The organism is Streptomyces venezuelae (assembly GCF_008642275.1).
GTDB lineage: Bacteria > Actinomycetota > Actinomycetes > Streptomycetales > Streptomycetaceae > Streptomyces > Streptomyces venezuelae_E.
The window spans coordinates 4627472-4645663 of sequence record NZ_CP029189.1 but is presented as its reverse complement, the minus strand read 5'-3'; the positions used below and the strand labels follow the sequence as shown (position 1 = coordinate 4645663).

The window sequence follows — 18192 nt, the reverse complement described above, 5'->3', positions numbered from 1 at the left end:
TGGATCAGTTCCTTCCGGCCGGGGCGGCACGGCCGGGCGTCCGGCCGGTGGTGCCGCCGGCGGCGTCCCGCTTGCGCTGCTCCTGCAGCTGCAGGCGGATGACTTCGAGGCTGCGGGTGACGGCGCCGACCTCGTCGTGGTGGGTCGGGTAGAGGACGGTGCGGCGGTCGCCGTCGGCCAGGGCCTCCGCCCGGTCGGCGAGGTCGCGCAGCGGCCGCACCACGATGATGTGGATCCAGCCGAGGCAGGCCACGGCTCCGGTGAGACCGAGCAGTCCGGCCAGGACGGTGCGGTTCTGCGCGGTGTACGCGGGGATCTCCAGGCCCTTGGCCGGCTGCCGGGTGACGACGGTCCAGTCCAGCGGCTGGGCGACGCCTCCGCCGGTCATGGGCGCCGCGGCGGCGATGGAGACGCCGCCGTCGCGGAGCAGGGTGCTCCTGGCGCGCGGGCCCTTGTCCGCCTTGGCGTCGGCGTCGCCCTTCGCGTCGGCGTCGCCCTTCGCGCGGGCGGCTCGGACCAGGGCGTCGAGCTTGGCGTCCGACAGCGGTGTGAAGGCCAGGTAGCCCTCGTTGCCGCCGATCACCCGGTGCCGGCCGTCGACGATGCGGACCTCGCCCAGACCGGGCCGCTTGAGCAGGGCGTTGAGGAAGTCGATGCGCAGCTCGCCGACCACGGCGGCGCCGGCCAGGCCGGGTGCCTCGGCGAATTCGGTGATGACGGGCCGGTTGCCGCTGTCGGACAGGGTCACGGGCTGTTTCGAGGGGCCCTGGCCGGCGGGGTGGTGGGGTTTGCCGCCGGCCCGCGCCAGGACGGTTCCGTCGGCGTTCAGGACGTAGAGGGACTCGTAGCGCCCGTGCTGGCTGCGGGTGCGCTCCAGCAGCTTGGTCAGCTCGGCGGGGGTGCTCTTGTCGCTGATGACGGAGGCCACGGAGGTGAGGTCGGCGTGTCCCTCGTTGAGGGCCCGGCGTACCCGGTCGGCGAGGGTGTCGGTGCGTTCGCGCTGGTCGTCGACGATCGTCCGGGGTACGTCGACGGAGGCGCCGGCCCGGTTGAGCGTCAGCAGGAGCGGTGCCGACCACACCAGGAGCAGGACCGCGCACACCCCGAGGAGGGCGCGGGTCCCGATCCGGGAGCGGCGGCCCCCGCGGGGAGTCCCGGTCTGCGTTCCGGGCTCGCCGAGGAGCTGCCGGCGCAGCCGGTCGAGGGCGGCGCCGATGCGGGCGGCCTCGCCGTACTTCGGCACCGTGACCGGCCGGTGCAGGTCGCCGCGGCCGATCCGGCGGCTCTCCAGGAACAGCCGGAGCAGCGGGCGCTGCACGGTGGTCACGAGCAGGGCCACGGCCAGTGCGCCGAGCACCAGCAGGGCGGCGGACGCGGCGATCCAGAAGAAGGAGTCGACGGCGGCGGAGCGCTCCTCGGCGACGCCGACGAACGAGACGACGGTGAGGCCGAGGGCGGTCGCGTCGGTGCCCACGCCGGGCTGCGAACCGGTGAGCTTCGCGTAGCCGGCCACGGAGCGGTGGCCGTCCCTGGAGTCCCCGAGCAGGCTGCCGCTGACGCCCGCGAAGCCGCCGGAGCCGGGTTCCTTGGCCTGGAGGGGGTGGCGTCCGGCCTTCTGGGCGACGGTCTTCGCGAACTTCGCGAGCTGCTTCTTCTCCTGCCCTGAACCGCCGATGCCGTCGCTGCCGAGGACCTGCCCGGAGGAGTCGAGGACGGCGATGGCGCGGGACCTGCCCAGGCTGATGCCCGGGACCTTGAGGCTGCTGGAGGCGACGAGGAGCTGCTGGGGGCGGTCGGGCCAGGACAGCAGGGCGAGGGTGAGCAGGCGGGTCTCGCCGTTCTCCAGCCGGACCATGCGGGGGGCGAGGCCGTTCTCCCCGTCGAGCGCGGTCAGGTCGAGGGCGGTCAGCGGGAGGTTCTCGCCGCGCTGCGCCTCCAGACGGCCCGACTTGATCTCGATCACGGCCGTGCCGCGCCACTTCTGGTAGACGCTGCCGAGCTTGTCGAGCACGGAGTCGGGCGAGACCGGTTCGCCGGAGCTGAAGAGGGAGGCGGTCCTGCCGATGTCCGTGATGCTCTCGTCCAGGGAGGCGCGCAGGGCGATGGCGCCGTCTTCCGCGAAGTACTGCTGCGAGGTGAGGACGGCGGGCGGCACGGTCTCCCGGCCCACGTGTCCGAGCTGGAACGCGGTGAGGGCGGCGAGCGCCAGCAGCACGGCGGACAGGGCCGCGATCGGCGGACGGACGCCGCCCAGCAGCGACATGTCGGCTCGACGGCGGCTCCGGTGCCGCCGATACCATCGCGACGCGGCCAACGCGGGCTCCTCTTCGTTCTGTCCTGGAGCCGGTGCGGCCTGGGGAGTGTGATGATCTGGGCTTACGGGTTCTCGGGCGGTGCGGCGAGGACCTCGGTCGGTCCGGTCAGCGCGGGCCGGTCCGCCGGCGGGGCCGGGTGGCGGGCGGGCCGGGGCGAAGAGCGGAGGAACGGCAAGCGGAGCACATCACTCCGTTATTTTCGTATGACTATGAGCGCTCCACTGACCAGGCGAGTAACGATTGCGGTTCTGTGCGGAGCCTTCATCGCCCTTTGTGCCGTTTTGGCCGTTCGGTCGACGAGCCCGCCCAGCGCACCGCCGACCCGCCCGTCCGGCCCCGCTCCCCAGCGCACCGCCGACACCGGCCTGGAGCAGCGGATCGCCGGCTTCACCGCCGGCTTCGGCGAGCGCGGCGGCTACCGCACCCCCACGGACCAGGAACGACTCGCGTTCACCAAGGCGTTCGCCCACCTGCTCGACGGGGATGCGGAAGCGGCGCGGACCGGCCTGGCCGAGATCGACTTCGCGCTGCGCACCGTCACGGACGCCCCCGGCGGACGCCGGTACGCCGAGGTGGCGGACGCGGTGAGTGAATCGGGCCACACCAGCCGCGGCTGGGGCCGGATCTACGTCGACCTGGACCGGCCCGCACGCTGGTCGGTCCAGGTCCCCCACCCCGTCGCCGACGCCCGCACCGAGCTCCTGGGCGCCCGGGTGCTGCGCGGGGCGCCCGGCGGGGTACTGGTGCTCGCGGGCGCCCACCGCGATGCGGGGGAGGACGGGGCGGCGGACGTGGCGCACCGCGACGACTCGGTCTTCCACGCGGTCGTGGAGGAGCTGGCACGGCGGAACCTGCCGGGGATCCAGCTGCACGGCTTCGCGGACGAGTCGTTCCGCGGGCGCGACGCGGTGGTCTCCACGGGAGCCGGCGACAGCGCCCGGGCCGACGCGGAACGGCTGACCGCCGCGCTGCGGCAGGACGGCCTGGAGGTCTGCACGGCGTACTCCGCGCGCTGCAAGCTGGCCGGCCGGGAGAACGAGCAGGGCCGGACCGCCGCCGACCGGCGGTCCCGCTTCCTGCACGTCGAGCTGAACAAGACGCTCCGCGGCGACGACCGCGGCCTCGACCGGGCCGCGGCCGCGATCACCACCCTGACGGAGGGCTGGTCCCGCCGGTGAGGGCCTACGCCGGGGTCGCGGTGCGGTGACGGCCCGCCGCGGCCGCGGCCAGGCGGCCGAGCGCCTCGTCACCGGCGCAGGCGTGCGCGCCCAGGGCCACGTGGCGGGCCACGATGCCGCGTTCGGCGCGCATCAGCCGCAGGCCCCTGCGCAGCAGGAACGGCACCGACTTGCGGCCTTCCCGCAGGTCGCGGGCCAGCCGGCGGCGGAAGGTCGTCGAGGGGCGTCCGCGCAGGCAGATGGCGTCCGCGAGGAGACCGAGCTCCTGGCAGCGGGCGGCCACGTCGGCGGCGAAGATACCTTCCGCGATGAACAGCGGGGTGCGGTCGATGTCGAGGCTCTCGGTGCCCGTCCGGGAGCTCGTCGCGATGTCGTAGACGGGTACGTCGGTCCGCCCCGCCGCGCACAGTTCGGCGATCGCGGCGACCGCCGCGTCCGCGTCCCAGGACAGCGGGGAGTCCCAGTCGATGTCGGAACTGCCGTCGACGAGCGGGAGGGTGGGGTCGACGCCCTCCTTGTAGAAGTCGTCGAGGCGCAGCACGGGCAGCCCTGAGCGGGCGGCCAGCGAGGATTTTCCGGAGCCCGACGGACCGGTCAGCAGGACGACTCGGGTCGGCGAAGAAGAGGGGGAGCTCACGGGACACCAGTCTGAACCATTCCCCCGGGTAGGGGATCCTCCCGGTGACCGGTTGGTGTCCAGGAACACACCTCGACTACGCTGCGTGCGCACGCGACCACGACCTCAGGCGGGATCCCCATGGCACGTCACGCAGCCCCTTCCCTTCCGAACCGGCTCCGCAGCGCCGGCCTGACGGTCTCGATGGCCGGTGCGGCCCTGGCGATGGCCGCGGGCGGTGCGCAGGCCGGCGAGCTCGACCTCCCGGCAGCCGTGGCCGGAGTCACCGACCCGATCGCGAACCTCAAGGTGAACCCGCTCGCCCACACCGGCGTGGACCCGCTGGACAACGGCGTCGCCACCAAGGTCGCCGATTTCCCGTCCGTCGGCACCGGCATGGTCACCGGCATCCTGACCCAGGGGCCCTCGGTCGGCGAGCTGCCGACGGCGGCGGCCTCGTCCCTTCTGGGCCCCCTGACCCCCCGCTGACCCCGCGCCGCGCCCCCGGCGAATGAGCCGAAGGCGGCGCGGCGGCGAAGGCGGGCGAGCGCCCGGAGGAACCGCGAGGCACGAGCGGTTTCGAGGACGTACGTCCGCCTGGAGCCGACACGAGCGCCGCCGGAGGCGAACCGAGCCGAAAAAGCGAGACCCCGGCAGCGCGGGGGACGCTGCCGGGGCCGGTCTCGTACGGGGCCTGTCCTGTCCCGGGGGACTAGTAGGACGAGCCGCCCGCGCCCAGCGACCCGGTGGGGTGCCAGACGGTCTTGGTCTCCAGGAACGCCGTCATGCGCGACGTGCCCGGGTCGGCGCTCCAGTCGTCCACAGGCTGTGGACGCAGGACGCGCTTGAGGTTGTCGGCCGCGGCGATCTCCAGCTCCTTGGCCAGCGCCGGATCGGCGCCCGCCAGGTCGATCGCGTTGACGTCCTGGTGGGACGCCAGGTGCGGGCCCATCTCGCCGGCCTTGCCGGACAGGATGTTGACCACGCCGCCGGGCAGGTCGGAGGTCGCGAGCACCTCGCCCAGGGAGAGGGCCGGCAGCGGGGACTTCTCGCTGGCGATGACGACGGCGGTGTTGCCCGTCGCGATCACCGGGGCGATCACCGAGACCAGGCCCAGGAAGGACGACTCCTGCGGGGCGACGACCGTGACGACACCGGTCGGCTCCGGGGTGGAGAGGTTGAAGAACGGGCCCGCGACCGGGTTGGCCCCGCCCACGATCTGGCCGATCTTGTCGGTCCAGCCCGCGTACCAGACCCAGCGGTCGATGGCCGCGTCGACGACCGCGCCGGCCTTCGACTTGGACAGGCCCTCGGCCTCGCCGACCTCGCGGACGAACTGGTCGCGGCGGCCCTCCAGCATCTCGGCGATGCGGTAGAGGATCTGTCCGCGGTTGTAGGCGGTCGCGCCGGACCAGCCGCCGAAGGCCTTGCGGGCCGCGACGACCGCGTCACGGGCGTCCTTGCGGGAGGACAGCGGAGCGTTGGCCAGCCACTTGCCCTTGGAGTCGGACACCTCGTACACCCGGCCGCTCTCGGAGCGGGGGAACTTGCCCCCGACGTACAGCTTGTAGGTCTTGAAGACGTTCAGGCGGGTCGCAGAAGACTCAGACATCGAGGTAGCCCTCCAGGCCGTGGCGGCCGCCCTCGCGGCCGAAGCCCGACTCCTTGTAGCCGCCGAAGGGCGAGGTCGGGTCGAACTTGTTGAACGTGTTGGCCCAGACGACGCCCGCGCGGAGCTGGTTCGCGACCGCGAGGATGCGCGAGCCCTTCTCCGTCCAGATGCCGGCGGACAGGCCGTACTGGCTGTTGTTGGCCTTGGCGACGGCCTCGTCGGGCGTACGGAAGGTCAGCACGGACAGCACCGGGCCGAAGATCTCGTCGCGGGCGACGGTGTGCGCCTGGGTGACGTTCGTGAAGAGCGTCGGGGCGAACCAGTAGCCGGAGGACGGCAGCTCGCACGCCGGGGACCAGCGCTCGGCACCCTCGGCCTCACCGGTCTCCGCGAGCGCGGTGATCCGGGCGAGCTGCTCGGCGGAGTTGATCGCGCCGATGTCGGTGTTCTTGTCGAGCGGGTCGCCCAGGCGCAGCGTGGACAGGCGGCGCTTGAGGGAGTCCAGCAGCTCGTCGTGGATCGACTCCTGGACCAGCAGGCGGGAGCCCGCGCAGCAGACCTGGCCCTGGTTGAAGAAGATGCCGTTGACGATGCCCTCGACGGCCTGGTCGATCGGGGCGTCGTCGAAGACGATGTTGGCGCCCTTGCCGCCCAGCTCCAGGGTGACCTTCTTGTCGGTGCCGGCGACGTGGCGGGCGATCTTCTTGCCCACGGCGGTCGAGCCGGTGAAGGCGACCTTGTTGACGTCCGGGTGCTCGACGAGGGCCGCGCCCGCGTCGCCGTAGCCGGTGAGGATGTTGACGACGCCCTTGGGCAGGCCCGCCTGGCGGCAGATGTCCGCGAAGAACAGCGCGGAGAGCGGGGTCGTCTCGGCGGGCTTCAGCACGACGGTGTTGCCGGTGGCGAGCGCCGGGGCGATCTTCCAGGCCAGCATCAGCAGCGGGAAGTTCCACGGGATGACCTGGCCGGCCACGCCGAGCGGGCGCGGGTTCGGGCCGTAGCCCGCGTGGTCGAGCTTGTCGGCCCAGCCCGCGTAGTAGAAGAAGTGCGCGGCGACCAGCGGGAGGTCCGCGTCGCGGGTCTCCTTGATCGGCTTGCCGTTGTCCAGGGTCTCCAGGACGGCGAGCTCGCGGCTGCGCTCCTGGATGATCCGGGCGATGCGGAAGAGGTACTTGGCGCGCTCGGAGCCGGGCAGCGCGGACCAGGAGGCGAAGGCCTTGCGGGCGGCCTTCACGGCGCGGTCCACGTCGGCGGCGCCCGCCTGGGCGACCTCGGCGAGGACCTCCTCGCTGCTCGGCGAGACGGTCTTGAAGACCTTGCCGTCGGCGGCGTCGGTGAACTCACCGTCGATGAAGAGCCCGTAGGAGGGGGCGATGTCGACGACCGAGCGGGACTCGGGAGCCGGTGCGTACTCGAATACAGATGCCATGGTGATCAGTCCACCGTCACGTAGTCGGGACCGGAGTAACGGCCGGTGCTCAGCTTCTGGCGCTGCATCAGCAGGTCGTTGAGCAGGCTGGAGGCGCCGAAGCGGAACCAGGTGTTGCTCAGCCAGTCCTCGCCCGCGGTCTCGTTGACCAGGACCAGGAACTTGATGGCGTCCTTGGTGGTGCGGATGCCGCCGGCCGGCTTCACGCCGATCTGGATTCCAGTCTGCGCGCGGAAGTCGCGTACGGCTTCGAGCATGAGCAGGGTGTTCGCCGGAGTGGCGTTGACCCCGACCTTGCCGGTCGACGTCTTGATGAAGTCGGCGCCCGCGAGCATGCCGATCCAGGAGGCGCGGCGGATGTTGTCGTAGGTCGACAGTTCGCCGGTCTCGAAGATGACCTTCAGGCGTGCGGCGCTGCCGTCCTCGCGGACGCAGGCCTCCTTGACGGCCTTGATCAGCTCGTACGTCTCCAGGTAGCGGCCGGCGAGGAAGGCGCCACGGTCGATGACCATGTCGATCTCGTCGGCGCCGGCGGCGACGGCGTCACGGGTGTCGGCGAGCTTGACGGGCAGGGCGGCGCGGCCGGCCGGGAAGGCGGTCGCGACGGAGGCGATCTTGACGTCGGCGCCGTTCAGCGCCGCCTTCGCCGTGGCCACCATGTCGGGGTAGACACAGACGGCGGCCGTCATCGGGGTCGTACGGTCGGTCGGATCGGGGTTGACGGCCTTGGCGGAGAGCGCCCGGACCTTGCCCGGGGTGTCCGCGCCTTCCAGCGTCGTCAGGTCGATCATCGAGATGGCCAGGTCGATGGCGTACGCCTTGGCCGTCGTTTTGATCGAACGGGTGCCGAGGGAGGCCGCGCGGGCCTCCAGGCCGACAGCGTCGACGCCGGGCAGCCCGTGCAGGAAGCGGCGCAGCGCGCTGTCGGACGTCGTCACGTCAGCGAATGCGGTGAGGGTGGTGGGCATGGTCACCAGATGAGCATATCTACGCGCGTAGCGACCTGTCACCCCCGTCCCCGGTTCCGCTATGGAATCGACACCTCCACTCTCCGTTACACGTCCATGACAGGAGCAGGATCTTCCGCGCGAACAAGATCCGTAAGTTTGTTCTCAGCAGCCCGCCAGACACTCACCCGGCTCACACCGAAAGAGAAAACCGCGGCATGCGACTCTCCTCCACCTTCCCGAGCCACAAGCTTCAAGGAGTCGTTATGCGTACCGCCCTCCGTGCCTCCGTCGCCACCGCCGTCCTCGCCGGTGCCCTCCTCGCCCCGGTCGCGGGCACCGCCTACGCGGCCACGGCCCCGAAGGCCGGTCCGGCCGCGTCCGTCGCGGGCAGCGACCACGAAGCGGGAACGCGGATCAACATCGCACCAGGGTTCGTCGCGGTGGTGCGGCACACCGCCGGCGGGCCGGAGGCGGAGATCCTGGCCCTCGGGTCGGGGCAGCCGGACACCTTCCCGACCCGCTCCCTCGGTGTGCTGACCCCGGGCGGGCCCTCCATCTCGGCCAACGGGCTGGAGCTGAAGCTGGTCACGAGCGGCAAGGGCCACGTCCTGACCGCGACCAAGGACGGCAAGACCCAGTCCTTCCCGCTGCCGGAGGGAACGACGGGCCCGGCCGACTGCGTCTCCGACGTCAAGAAGGTGGACCTGGGCGCCGGCATCCTGGCCGACCTCACCATCTCCCCCAAGGGCCCCCAGGTCGTCATGCACAGCGCCGACCCGAGCTCGACCTGGTCCCAGACCCTGACCCGAACCAACCCCAAGGGCTCCGACGCCTACTTCGCCCGCATCAACAACCCCAGCGGCGCCAAGCCCGTCTTCGAGTGGAAGACCCAGGGCGGCCCGAACGTGCCCTCCGGCTTCGAGACCTTCCCCGCCCTCCCCAAGGGCTGCACCCCGGGGTACCCGGTCCACGACGACAAGCCCGCCTCGTGCGTCTCCGACGTCAAGAAGGTGGACCTCGGCGCAGGCATCCTGGCCGACCTCACCACCTCCCCCAAGGGCCCCCAGGTCGTCATGCACAGCGCCGACCCGAGCTCGACCTGGTCCCAGACCCTGACCCGAACCAACCCCAAGGGCTCCGACGCCTACTTCGCCCGCATCAACAACCCCAGCGGCGCCAAGCCCGTCTTCGAGTGGAAGACCCAGGGCGGCCCGAACGTGCCCTCCGGCTTCGAGACCTTCCCCGCCCTCCCCAAGGGCTGCACCCCCGACTACCGGGTCACCGAGGAGACCCCGGCCCCGAAGCCCGAGCCCTCCGCCACGAAGCCGGTGACCGGCACGAACGTCTCCGCCCAGACCACGGGCCAGACCACCGTCGTCCCGCAGGGATCCGTCGCCGCGGGCGCCGAGATCGCCTCCGAGGACACCGACGACAGCATCACCCTCGCCGCCGGCGCGGGCCTGCTCGCGGTCGTCGCCGCGGTCGGCGCGACCGTCCTGCGCCGTCGCCGCAGCCACGGCTGACGCACGGCCGCCCCGCACCGCCCGACCTCCAGGCGGGCCACCCTCGTGGTGGCCCGCCGGTCCCCGTTTCCAGGAGCCCCCGCATGTCCCGCGCCGCCCTCCGCGCCACCGCACTGCTCGCCCCGCTCGCCCTCGCCGCCCTGACCGGCTGCGGCGGCTCCCCCGCCGCGGACCCGGCGCCGGCCGTTCCGGCTCCGCACATCACCCCGGCGTCCGCCGAACCGGCCGTCGCCCCGACCGCCACCGCGATGCCCGCGTCCGCGCCGGTGCGCGTCCGGATCCCCTCGGCCGGGGTGGACGCCTCCCCGGTGCTGGGGCTGGGACTGGCAGCCGACGGCACCGTCGAGGTGCCCTCGGTGGCCGACGCCGACAAGATCGGCTGGTACACCAAGGGCGTCACGCCCGGCCAGACCGGCCCCGCCGTGCTGATCGGCCACTTCGACACCGCACGCGGCCCGGCCGTACTCAAGGACGTCTCGCGCGTGCGCACCGGCGAGGAGATCACCGTCTCCCGGGCGGACGGCACCACCGCCGTCTTCCGCGTGCGGGAGCTGGAGCAGGTCGGGAAGGACGCGTTCCCGACCGCCAAGGTGTACGGCGACACCACCCGCCCCGAGCTGCGCGTCATCACCTGCGGCGGCGAACTCACCGACGGCCACCGGCCCGACAACATCATCCTGTACGCCGATCTCGTCGGCTGATCCACCCACGCGGCGCCGTGGGGCAGAATCGACCCCATGAGCAGCCAGCAGCCGAGCGACGAGCCGGTGTACGCAGACCGGGTCTACCGATCCTCCATGGGTATCGTCTCGGGGGTCCTGCTGCTCGCGCTGACGGCCTGGCTCTGCGGCGACGCCGTGCTACGGGGCTCCGGCGACACCCCGTGGATCGGACTGGCGGTGGCGCTGTGCGTCGTACCGCTGATCGTCGCGTTCACGATCCGCCCGGCCGTCTTCGCCAACGAGGACCGGATGCGCGTGCGGAACCCCTTCCGGATCATCGAACTGCCCTGGGCGGCCGTGGACGCGGTGCGCGCCGGGTACTCGGCCGAGGTGCTGGCCGAGGGATCGAAGTACCAGCTCTGGTCGGTGCCCGTCTCGCTGCGGGAGCGGAAGAAGGCCAACCGGCAGCAGATGCGCCGCAACGCGATCGACCGCCGCGACCCGGGCAGCTCGGGCGCCACCTCGCGCGCCCGCACCTCGGCCGCCGCCTCCGAACCGATGCGGGCCAGCGCCGACAAGATCGTCGACGAGCTGCAGGGGCTGGCCGAGCTGAACGCCGCGCGGCCGGGCGCGCAGGGCAGTGTGCGTGTGCGCTGGTCCTACGAGATCATCGCGCCGGCCGTGGTCGGCGCGCTGCTGCTGATCGTCCTCATCGCCACGCGCTGACCGGCCAGGACGCCGGCCCGGCCCGGCCGGGTGCTCCCCGCCACACCCCCCTCCCGGCCGGAACCGGGGCTACCGGGTGATGCGTCCTCGCAGGTGTGCAGCGTCATGAGGCCGGCGAAAGCGCCGCCACCGCGATCCACCTCCGTCTCCGACTCCTGGCCGGGGTCCTGCTCGCCGCCCATTTCGCGGTCGTCGGCTGGCTGACTCTGCGGCCGCTGGACGTGCCCTGGGCCGCGGCGGCCAATCTGAGCCCGCTGGAGGGGATCACCGCGGATCTGGCCCTCGGGCCGCTGGAGGCCGCCCGGCAGATCGGCGAGGGGCTCGCGCTGCTGGCTCCGCTCGGGGTGCTGGTGCCGCTGATCAGTGGCCGGCTCGCGCCGTCGGCCCTGTCCGCGTGGTCCTCGCTGGCCCGGACGGCCGCCGCGGGCGCTCTGGTCTCGGTATGCATCGAGATGCTGCAGACCGCGGTTCCTGGGCAGGTCGTGGACGTGGACTCGGTGCTGCTGAACACGGCCGGTGTGGTGCTCGCGCACGTGGCCGTCGTACCGGCGCTGCGGGCCCGGCTGAGGCGCTCACACACCGTTTATCAGGGGGACACCCCGAAGATTTCCAGGGTCGGGCTCGGCCCCTGGACCGACGTTCTGTCGGCGGTCCAGCGGGAGTATTGAGTCATCGCAGAAAGCGATACCGACGAAGGAGAATCCCATGAGCGCCCTGGTCCGCCCCCGTGACGGCCGCTGGATCGGCGGGGTCTGCGCCGGACTGGCGCGGCGTTTCGGAATTTCGACGAACGCGATGCGCGCCATTTTTGTCGTCTCGTGCCTGCTGCCCGGCCCGCAGTTCCTGATCTACATAGCGCTGTGGGTCCTGCTGCCGAACGAGAAGTCCGCTTCGGCCGCCTGGTAGTCCGGCGGCCGGCGGGTCGTCCGGTCGTCGTCCGGTCAGCCGGCCTGCCGGACCTTCTCCAGCTGCTTGTCGGCCACTTCCTGCGGCACCCGCGCCTTCTGCTGGGCCGACACCACGTCGAGGGCCATCAGCCGCACGACGGTGTCGCCCTCCCGTACGACGACCAGGTGGACCTGCGCCGAGACGCCCTCGGCGGCGGCGGTCATGGTCCAGCTGACGCTCTCGTCGCCGCCCGTGCGGTAGTCGGCGGGGCGCACCTCGCGGTAGGCGCCGGTCTGCTTCTCGACCGTGGCCGAGAAGCCCGTACCGCAGGCCGCGACGGCGGCCTTGAGCCGGGCGATCAGCGCCTTGGCGTCGCTCTCGGAGTAGGAGCTGACGGAGGCGGAGACGGCCAGCCCGACCTGCTTCTGGGAGCCGACCCCCCGGCTGAGGGTCTCGCGCGCGGACGGGTCCGGCTTGTCGCCCATGACGTCGGCCAGCGGCTGGCAGGCTTTCTTGTCGGCCTGCGGCTGGCCGTCCGGGGCGGCCGGGTTCTTGCCCTGGGCGGAGACCTGGTAGCCGGGCAGGTCGCCCTGTGCCAGCGCGGACCGCTCAAGCCTGCTGCCACCGGTCTTCGACGCGGCCGGTGCCTTCGCCGCGGCGGACGGCGCGGGGGCTCCGGGCGCGGCGGAGACGCTGCCCGCGGAGCCCTTGGGGTCGGGGGCCTTGCCCGTCGCTGGGGTGTTCGTAGTACTGCACCCCACCGTCGCGACCAGCAGGGTGGGGAGCAGCGCGACCATCGTCGCTCGTGCCTTCATGCGCATGACCGAGAACCTCGTACCCAAGACGTCGGCGGGCAGTTGGTGGCGATCGTGGCACACGGCGCGGCGGGACACATGCCCGATCGAGGAGCATGCACCCACCGCACACGTGTACGGGTCACGGCGGTGGCAGGATCAGCTGCCGAGGCCGTTCAGGGCGCCGGTCAGCGGGGCCAGGGCTCCGGTGACCTGAGAGGTGGGGTCGCTCGACTGCTGAGCCTCGCCGCCCACCTGCTGCTGGCTGGTGGCGCCCTGGAGCATGCCCGTGGCGGTGCCCAGCGCGTCGGTGAGGCCGACCGCCGGAACGGCGGCGGAGGCGGTGCCGGCGGCGACGGCGGCGAAGGCGACACCGAGAACGGCGGTACCGAGGGTCTTGGCAGCTGACTTCTTCATGAAAAGTTGTCCTTGCGACGGGGAATTGAGCGGCTCCGCAAACTAGTCACTTCAAACCCCCGTCCGCAAACATCCTTAAATACGAGAAAGCGCCCGGGAATTATCCCTCCCGGGCGCTTCCTCTACGTCATGCCATGACCTAGGCCGAGACAGAACCCCTGGTGGAAGCGGTCTGCTGGAACAGCCACTCCGACTTCAGCTCCGCGTAGCCGGGCTTGATCACTTCATTGATCATGGCCAGTCGTTCATCGAAAGGAATGAACGCGGACTTCATCGCATTGACGGTGAACCACTGCATGTCTTCGAGGGTGTAGCCGAAGGTGTCGACCAGGTGCTCGAACTCGCGGCTCATGCTGGTGCCGCTCATCAGGCGGTTGTCCGTGTTGACCGTGAGCCTGAAGTGCAGCTTGCGCAGCAGACCGATCGGGTGCTCGGCGTACGAGGCGGCCGCCGCGGTCTGCAGGTTCGAGGTCGGGCACATCTCCAGGGGGATGCGCTTGTCCCGGACGTACGAGGCCAGGCGGCCCAGCGTCACGGAACCGTCCTCGGCGACCTCGATGTCGTCGATGATCTTCACGCCGTGGCCGAGGCGGTCGGCGCCGCACCACTGCAGTGCCTGCCAGATCGACGGCAGACCGAAGGCCTCGCCCGCGTGGATGGTGAAGTGGTTGTTCTCGCGCTTGAGGTACTCGAAGGCGTCGAGGTGGCGGGTGGGAGGGAACCCGGCCTCTGCGCCGGCGATGTCGAAGCCGACCACACCGTTGTCGCGGTAGCGGTTCGCCAGTTCGGCGATCTCCAGCGCGCGGGCGGCGTGGCGCATCGCGGTCAGCAGGGCGCCCACGCGGATGCGGTGGCCGTTCGCCTTCGCGCGGCGCTCGCCCTCGCGGAAGCCGTCGTTCACGGCCTCGACGACCTCTTCGAGGGTCAGGCCGGCTTCGAGGTGCTGTTCGGGGGCGTAGCGGATCTCGGCGTAGACGACGCCGTCCTCGGCCAGGTCCTCGGCGCACTCGGCGGCGACCCGGAAGAGGGCGGCCTTCGTCTGCATGACCGCGCAGGTGTGCGCGAAGGTCTCCAGGTAGCGGGGCAGGGAGCCGGAGTCGGCGGCCTCGCGGAACCAGATGCCGAGCTTGTCGGCGTCGGTCTCGGGGAGGTTCTCGTAGCCGACCTCGCGGGCCAGCTCGATGATGGTCCCGGGGCGCAGTCCACCGTCGAGGTGATCGTGCAGGAGCACCTTCGGGGAACGACGGATCTGGTCCGGGGTCGGCAGGTTGGGGGTCTCGCTCGTCATCTGCGCACTCTACTCCTACGCGCGTAGAGCGGAATGTCCCCGGCGGGCGTCGATATGTAACAGAGACCGCGCGGACGGATGGCGTACACCCGAAGGTCTGAGACTGTTCCGCCATGGCACAGCATGCGCCGCCGGCGCGCGGGGCCCGCCTGGGGCGGGCGGCCGGCGCGAGAACCGGCTCGGGTTCGACGGACAGTGCGGTCAACGGGGTGGTGCTCCTGCTTCCGGGGGCCTCCAGATTCTCGCCGGGTCCCATGCGTCCGCTCGCGCGGGCGCTGGCCCGGGCGGGCGGGCCGGAAGGCCTGGTCACGCACATGGTGATCCACGGCGGGGACACCGCCCGCGAGGAGCAGGCGGCGTGGGCCGCGGACGAGGCGGTACGCCGGTACGGGGACGTGCCGGTGTGCCTGGCCGGCTACGACACCGGCGGTCTGGCCGCACTGCGGGCGGCGGGGCACGGGGCCGTCAACTCGGTCGTGGCGATCGCCCCTTGTCTGGCGGCGACGGAGCGGGCCGACTCCCCTGAACCGGTGAAACAGCTGTCGGGACGGCAGGTGTTGATCGTGCACGGCACCAACGACGCGCGCAGCGACCCGGAGGACTCCTTCCGGCTGGCGGCGCGCGCGAAGAAGGCGAACCGGACGACGTGCCGCTTCGAGGTGCATTCCGACGGGCACGGGCTGCACGAGCACCAGCCGGAAGTCGTGGCGCTGGCCGTGGACTTCATCCTGGGCGCGGTCTCCTCGGGACGGTACTCGCGGCCGGTGACGGACGCCCTGGCCGCACCCCCGCCGCTGGGCCTGCGGATGCCGCTGGCCTCGGGGTTCGGGAGGTCCCTGAGGCGGTGATCCACGGGCCCCGCGCGGTGCGCGTAGCGTGGGAAGCGGACTCGGGGTGCTGCTCGACTCCCGGAGGCGACCGGCCATGGGCGGATTGGTCCACAGGAACTTCGACAAGCCCGACGAGACACGTCCCTTTGAAGCCGGTACGGGCAGGCTGGACCTGTTCAACACCGAGGGCGGGGCGGTGGGGCGCGCGGTCTTCGAGCCGGGCTGGCGCTGGTCGCTGCACATCAAGCCGCTGGCCGGCACGGACAGCTGCCGCTCCGCCCACACCGGGTACGTGGTGAGCGGCCGGATGAAGATCGTCATGGACGACGGGGAGAGCGGCGAGATCGGCCCTGGCGACTTCATCCAGATCGCGCCCGGACACGACGCCTGGGTCCTGGGTGACGAGCCGTGCGTCGCGCTCGACTGGACGGGCTACGTCGACTACGCGAAGCCGGACTCCGGCTGAGGGCCCGCGCTCTCGCCGGCGCCCCTCGGGTGACGCCCCTCGGGTGACGCCCCTCGGGTGACGCCCGGCGGCGACACCTCGCGCGGGCTCGTTCCCGGGACACCTTCCGGTGCCGCGTTTCGGGGTCGCGCCAGTCCGTCCGTACCGGCCGCTCCGCCCCCTCACGGTCGGACGGCACCGATGGATCTGGCGCGACCACCACGGCAGGCCGCGGGCTCAGCAGGACACGGGCCCCCGTGCTCGCCTGGGTGTCCGCTGCCGCATACCGCGCTTCCCCCTCACGCCGTCCTGCCACTGTGCCCCTTCAGCCTGTGCCGATGACGACCGTCCAGGCGTCGTCTTGCCGCCTTGCGGGAACACGAGGGGTTTACAAACAGGTACAACCCGGGACGGATAGGCGTATGCGTGCCGAGGAATCCGGGCCCGGGTCCGCCGGAGCGGCCGGGGAGCTGAGCCCCGCCGCCCGGCGCCTTTACGCGTACGCCGTCGAGCGGCACGCCTTTGACACCTGTGAGGCCACCGGGGCTCTCGGCGTACGCGCGGCGGCCGCCATCACCGAGCTGGCCGCCGCGCACCTGCTCCAGCGCGCCCCGGGTGACGCCCCGGACCGCTGGAGCGCGGTGGCCCCCCGGGCCGCCGCGGCCCGGGCGCTGGCTCCGCTGGCCCTGCTCGTACGGGAGACCCACGACGAGATGGACCGGCTGCGCGGGCGGCTGGAGGCGCTGGTGCCCGCGTACGAGGCGGGGACCGCGCACCGGGACCTCAGCGGGTCGGGCCGGCTGGAGCTGGTCACGGACCTCGGAGCGGTACGGGGGCTGATCGCCGAGCTGGTCGCGACGTGCGAACGGGAGCTGCTGACCTCCCAGCCGGGCGGGGGCCGCCCGCTGGAGACGCTGGAAGAGTCGATCGGGCGGGACGAGTCGCTGCTGACGCGCGGGGTCCGGATGCGCACGATCTACCAGCACACGGCACGCTACTCCCGGCCGACGGCGGCGTACGTCGAGCGGGTGACGGCGCTGGGCGCGCAGGTACGCACCCTGGGCGACGGGCTGATGCGGATGCTGGTCTTCGACGAGCACACGGGCCTGATGGCGGTGCCGGACCGCAGCGGGGCCGCGCTGGTGGTGCGGGAGCCGAGCGTCGTGCACTTCATGACGGCGGCCTTCGAGCGCTCCTGGGTGGGCGCGGAGCCCTTCCCGACGTCGGTGAGCCCGGAGGCGGCCCGGTCGATCTCGGACGAGCTGCGGCAGATGATCGTCCGGCTGCTGTCGGAGGGACTGGAGGACAAGGTGATCGCCCGCCGCCTGGGCATGTCGGAGCGGACCTGCCAGCGGCACATCGCCGAGATCATGCGCGCGGTGGGCGCCAAGTCCCGCTTCCAGGCGGGCTACTTGCTCGCGGCGGCGGCAGCCCCGCCGCCCGGCCGGCAGGACACGCCGCGGACGGTCGCTTCCGGACCTGCCGGGGACCCGATCACCCGACAGACGGGTCCAGTTCGGGGATCAGGCGGCCACGGCGGGAGAGGAGGAAGCGCTTGAACTCCGCCACGGGCGGGGTGTCGGGGTGGCCGTCGAGCCAGGCGAGGCCGATCTCGCGGACGGCTCGCGGGGCGGTGACCGTCAGCTCGACCACGCCTGGGCGGGGCACGGCCGGGGGCGGCAGGAGGGCGACGCCCAGGCCGGCGGCGACCAGGCCGCGCAGGGTCTCGGCCTCCTCGCCCTCGAAGGCGACCTTCGGGGTGAACCCGGCCTCCGCGCACAGGTCGTCGGTGATCCGGCGCATGCCGTAGCCGGGCTCCAGGGTGACGAAGGTTTCCTCGGCGGCCTCGGCGAGGCGGATGCGCTTACGGGTGGCGAGCCGGTGGTCGTCCGGGACCACCAGCCGCAGCCGCTGTTCGTCGAGGCGCCGGGCGACCAGGTCGGGGGCGTCCGGCAGCGGGGAGGTCAGGCACAGGTCGAGTTCGCCGGCCCGGAGCTTCTCCAGCATGGCCTCGCCGTAGTTCTGTACGAGGGAGAAGCGGATGCGCGGGTGGTCGGCGCGGAAGGCGCGGATGAGGCCGGGTACCGTCTCGGACCCGAGGGTGTGCAGGAAGCCGAAGGCCACCTTGCCGGCCGCCGGATCGGCGTCCTGCTGCACGGATTCGGCGGCGCGGTCGATCTCCGTCAGGGCGTGCTCCGCCGAGGCCAGGAAGGTGCGGCCGGCCGTGGTGAGCGCGACCGTACGGCCCTTGCGGGCGAACAGCGTGACGCCGAGGTCCTGTTCGAGCCGGACCATGGCGCGGGACAGGGTGGACTGCGGGACGCCCAGCTCGTGGGCGGCGCGGGTGACGTGCTCGTGGCGGGCGACGGCGACGAAATACGCCAGCCGCGGCGCCAGCAGAGTTGTCACTGCCATGTCTTCTACGTAACGGTTCATCGACATCCACGCCTCTGAGCTGGGTTGATGCATCAGTGGATCGATTATCACGATTCCGTGCATTGGACGCATGAAAAAGACGG

At 72.2% G+C, this 18192-nt stretch carries 19 protein-coding genes; 10 read left to right on the top strand and 9 right to left on the bottom strand.

What is annotated here, in order from left to right:
* Positions 1-4: 4 nt before the first annotated feature.
* Positions 5-2263, bottom strand: coding sequence for a HAMP domain-containing protein (locus DEJ51_RS20745; protein WP_150258907.1), 2259 nt, complete (start codon positions 2261-2263; stop codon positions 5-7).
* A gap of 333 nt (positions 2264-2596) precedes the next feature.
* Here DEJ51_RS20745 and DEJ51_RS20740 point away from each other — a divergent pair, with 333 nt between their 5' ends.
* Positions 2597-3493, top strand: a complete 897-nt coding sequence (locus DEJ51_RS20740; RefSeq protein WP_223835903.1) for a hypothetical protein — start codon at positions 2597-2599, stop codon at positions 3491-3493.
* 4 nt (positions 3494-3497) lie between these two features.
* On the opposite strand, the gene DEJ51_RS20735 is transcribed toward DEJ51_RS20740, so the two are convergent.
* Positions 3498-4199 carry a uridine kinase gene (locus DEJ51_RS20735; RefSeq protein WP_150262050.1) on the bottom strand — a complete coding sequence of 234 codons (702 nt, stop codon included), beginning with the start codon at positions 4197-4199 and terminating at the stop codon, positions 3498-3500.
* 51 nt (positions 4200-4250) lie between these two features.
* On the opposite strand from DEJ51_RS20735, the gene DEJ51_RS20730 reads away from it, so the two are divergent.
* Positions 4251-4598, top strand: a complete 348-nt coding sequence (locus DEJ51_RS20730) for a hypothetical protein (protein WP_150258906.1) — start codon at positions 4251-4253, stop codon at positions 4596-4598.
* 223 nt (positions 4599-4821) lie between these two features.
* Here DEJ51_RS20730 and DEJ51_RS20725 read toward each other — a convergent pair whose 3' ends face one another.
* Genes DEJ51_RS20725 through deoC form a run of 3 tightly spaced genes read right to left on the bottom strand, consistent with a single transcriptional unit; the run spans position 4822 to position 8118 of the window.
* A complete protein-coding gene (locus tag DEJ51_RS20725) occupies positions 4822-5721 on the bottom strand; it encodes an aldehyde dehydrogenase family protein (RefSeq protein WP_150258905.1) in 900 nt (299 codons plus the stop codon).
* Complete coding sequence (locus DEJ51_RS20720; RefSeq protein WP_033219643.1) at positions 5714-7150, bottom strand: aldehyde dehydrogenase family protein; 1437 nt, start codon at positions 7148-7150, stop codon at positions 5714-5716. Before DEJ51_RS20720 ends, DEJ51_RS20725 begins: the two co-directional genes overlap by 8 nt.
* A gap of 5 nt (positions 7151-7155) precedes the next feature.
* Positions 7156-8118, bottom strand: coding sequence for a deoxyribose-phosphate aldolase (gene deoC, locus DEJ51_RS20715; RefSeq protein WP_150262049.1), 963 nt, complete (start codon positions 8116-8118; stop codon positions 7156-7158).
* 245 nt (positions 8119-8363) lie between these two features.
* Here deoC and DEJ51_RS20710 point away from each other — a divergent pair, with 245 nt between their 5' ends.
* From DEJ51_RS20710 to DEJ51_RS20690, 5 genes are all read left to right on the top strand, one after another.
* Positions 8364-9623 (top strand): hypothetical protein, encoded by a 1260-nt coding sequence (locus tag DEJ51_RS20710; RefSeq protein WP_150258904.1) that lies wholly within the window; start codon positions 8364-8366, stop codon positions 9621-9623.
* An 83-nt stretch (positions 9624-9706) separates the two neighbouring features.
* Positions 9707-10324, top strand: coding sequence for a class F sortase (locus DEJ51_RS20705; RefSeq protein WP_150258903.1), 618 nt, complete (start codon positions 9707-9709; stop codon positions 10322-10324).
* A gap of 36 nt (positions 10325-10360) precedes the next feature.
* Positions 10361-11011, top strand: a complete 651-nt coding sequence (locus tag DEJ51_RS20700) for a PH domain-containing protein (protein WP_150258902.1) — start codon at positions 10361-10363, stop codon at positions 11009-11011.
* A 95-nt stretch (positions 11012-11106) separates the two neighbouring features.
* Complete coding sequence (locus DEJ51_RS20695; RefSeq protein ID WP_150258901.1) at positions 11107-11679, top strand: VanZ family protein; 573 nt, start codon at positions 11107-11109, stop codon at positions 11677-11679.
* 37 nt (positions 11680-11716) lie between these two features.
* Complete coding sequence (locus tag DEJ51_RS20690; RefSeq protein ID WP_030012491.1) at positions 11717-11917, top strand: PspC domain-containing protein; 201 nt, start codon at positions 11717-11719, stop codon at positions 11915-11917.
* Between the two features lie 35 nt (positions 11918-11952).
* Here DEJ51_RS20690 and DEJ51_RS20685 read toward each other — a convergent pair whose 3' ends face one another.
* The 3 genes from DEJ51_RS20685 to DEJ51_RS20675 form a co-directional block, all read right to left on the bottom strand.
* Positions 11953-12720 (bottom strand): hypothetical protein, encoded by a 768-nt coding sequence (locus DEJ51_RS20685; RefSeq protein WP_150258900.1) that lies wholly within the window; start codon positions 12718-12720, stop codon positions 11953-11955.
* 132 nt (positions 12721-12852) lie between these two features.
* Positions 12853-13110, bottom strand: a complete 258-nt coding sequence (locus tag DEJ51_RS20680) for a hypothetical protein (RefSeq protein ID WP_150258899.1) — start codon at positions 13108-13110, stop codon at positions 12853-12855.
* A gap of 139 nt (positions 13111-13249) precedes the next feature.
* Entirely contained in the window at positions 13250-14398 is a 1149-nt protein-coding gene (locus DEJ51_RS20675; protein ID WP_150258898.1) for an adenosine deaminase, read from the bottom strand.
* Between the two features lie 113 nt (positions 14399-14511).
* Here DEJ51_RS20675 and DEJ51_RS20670 point away from each other — a divergent pair, with 113 nt between their 5' ends.
* The 3 genes from DEJ51_RS20670 (at position 14512) to DEJ51_RS20660 (ending at position 17232) form a co-directional block, all read left to right on the top strand.
* Positions 14512-15246, top strand: coding sequence for an alpha/beta hydrolase (locus tag DEJ51_RS20670; protein WP_150258897.1), 735 nt, complete (start codon positions 14512-14514; stop codon positions 15244-15246).
* Between the two features lie 76 nt (positions 15247-15322).
* On the top strand, positions 15323-15694 hold the full coding sequence (locus DEJ51_RS20665; RefSeq protein WP_150258896.1) for a cupin domain-containing protein: 372 nt from the start codon (positions 15323-15325) through the stop codon (positions 15692-15694).
* A gap of 401 nt (positions 15695-16095) precedes the next feature.
* Positions 16096-17232 (top strand): helix-turn-helix transcriptional regulator, encoded by a 1137-nt coding sequence (locus tag DEJ51_RS20660; RefSeq protein ID WP_223835902.1) that lies wholly within the window; start codon positions 16096-16098, stop codon positions 17230-17232.
* Here DEJ51_RS20660 and DEJ51_RS20655 read toward each other — a convergent pair.
* Positions 17168-18145 carry a LysR family transcriptional regulator gene (locus tag DEJ51_RS20655; RefSeq protein ID WP_190620963.1) on the bottom strand — a complete coding sequence of 326 codons (978 nt, stop codon included), beginning with the start codon at positions 18143-18145 and terminating at the stop codon, positions 17168-17170. The genes DEJ51_RS20660 and DEJ51_RS20655 overlap by 65 nt on opposite strands.
* Positions 18146-18192 lie beyond the last annotated feature (47 nt).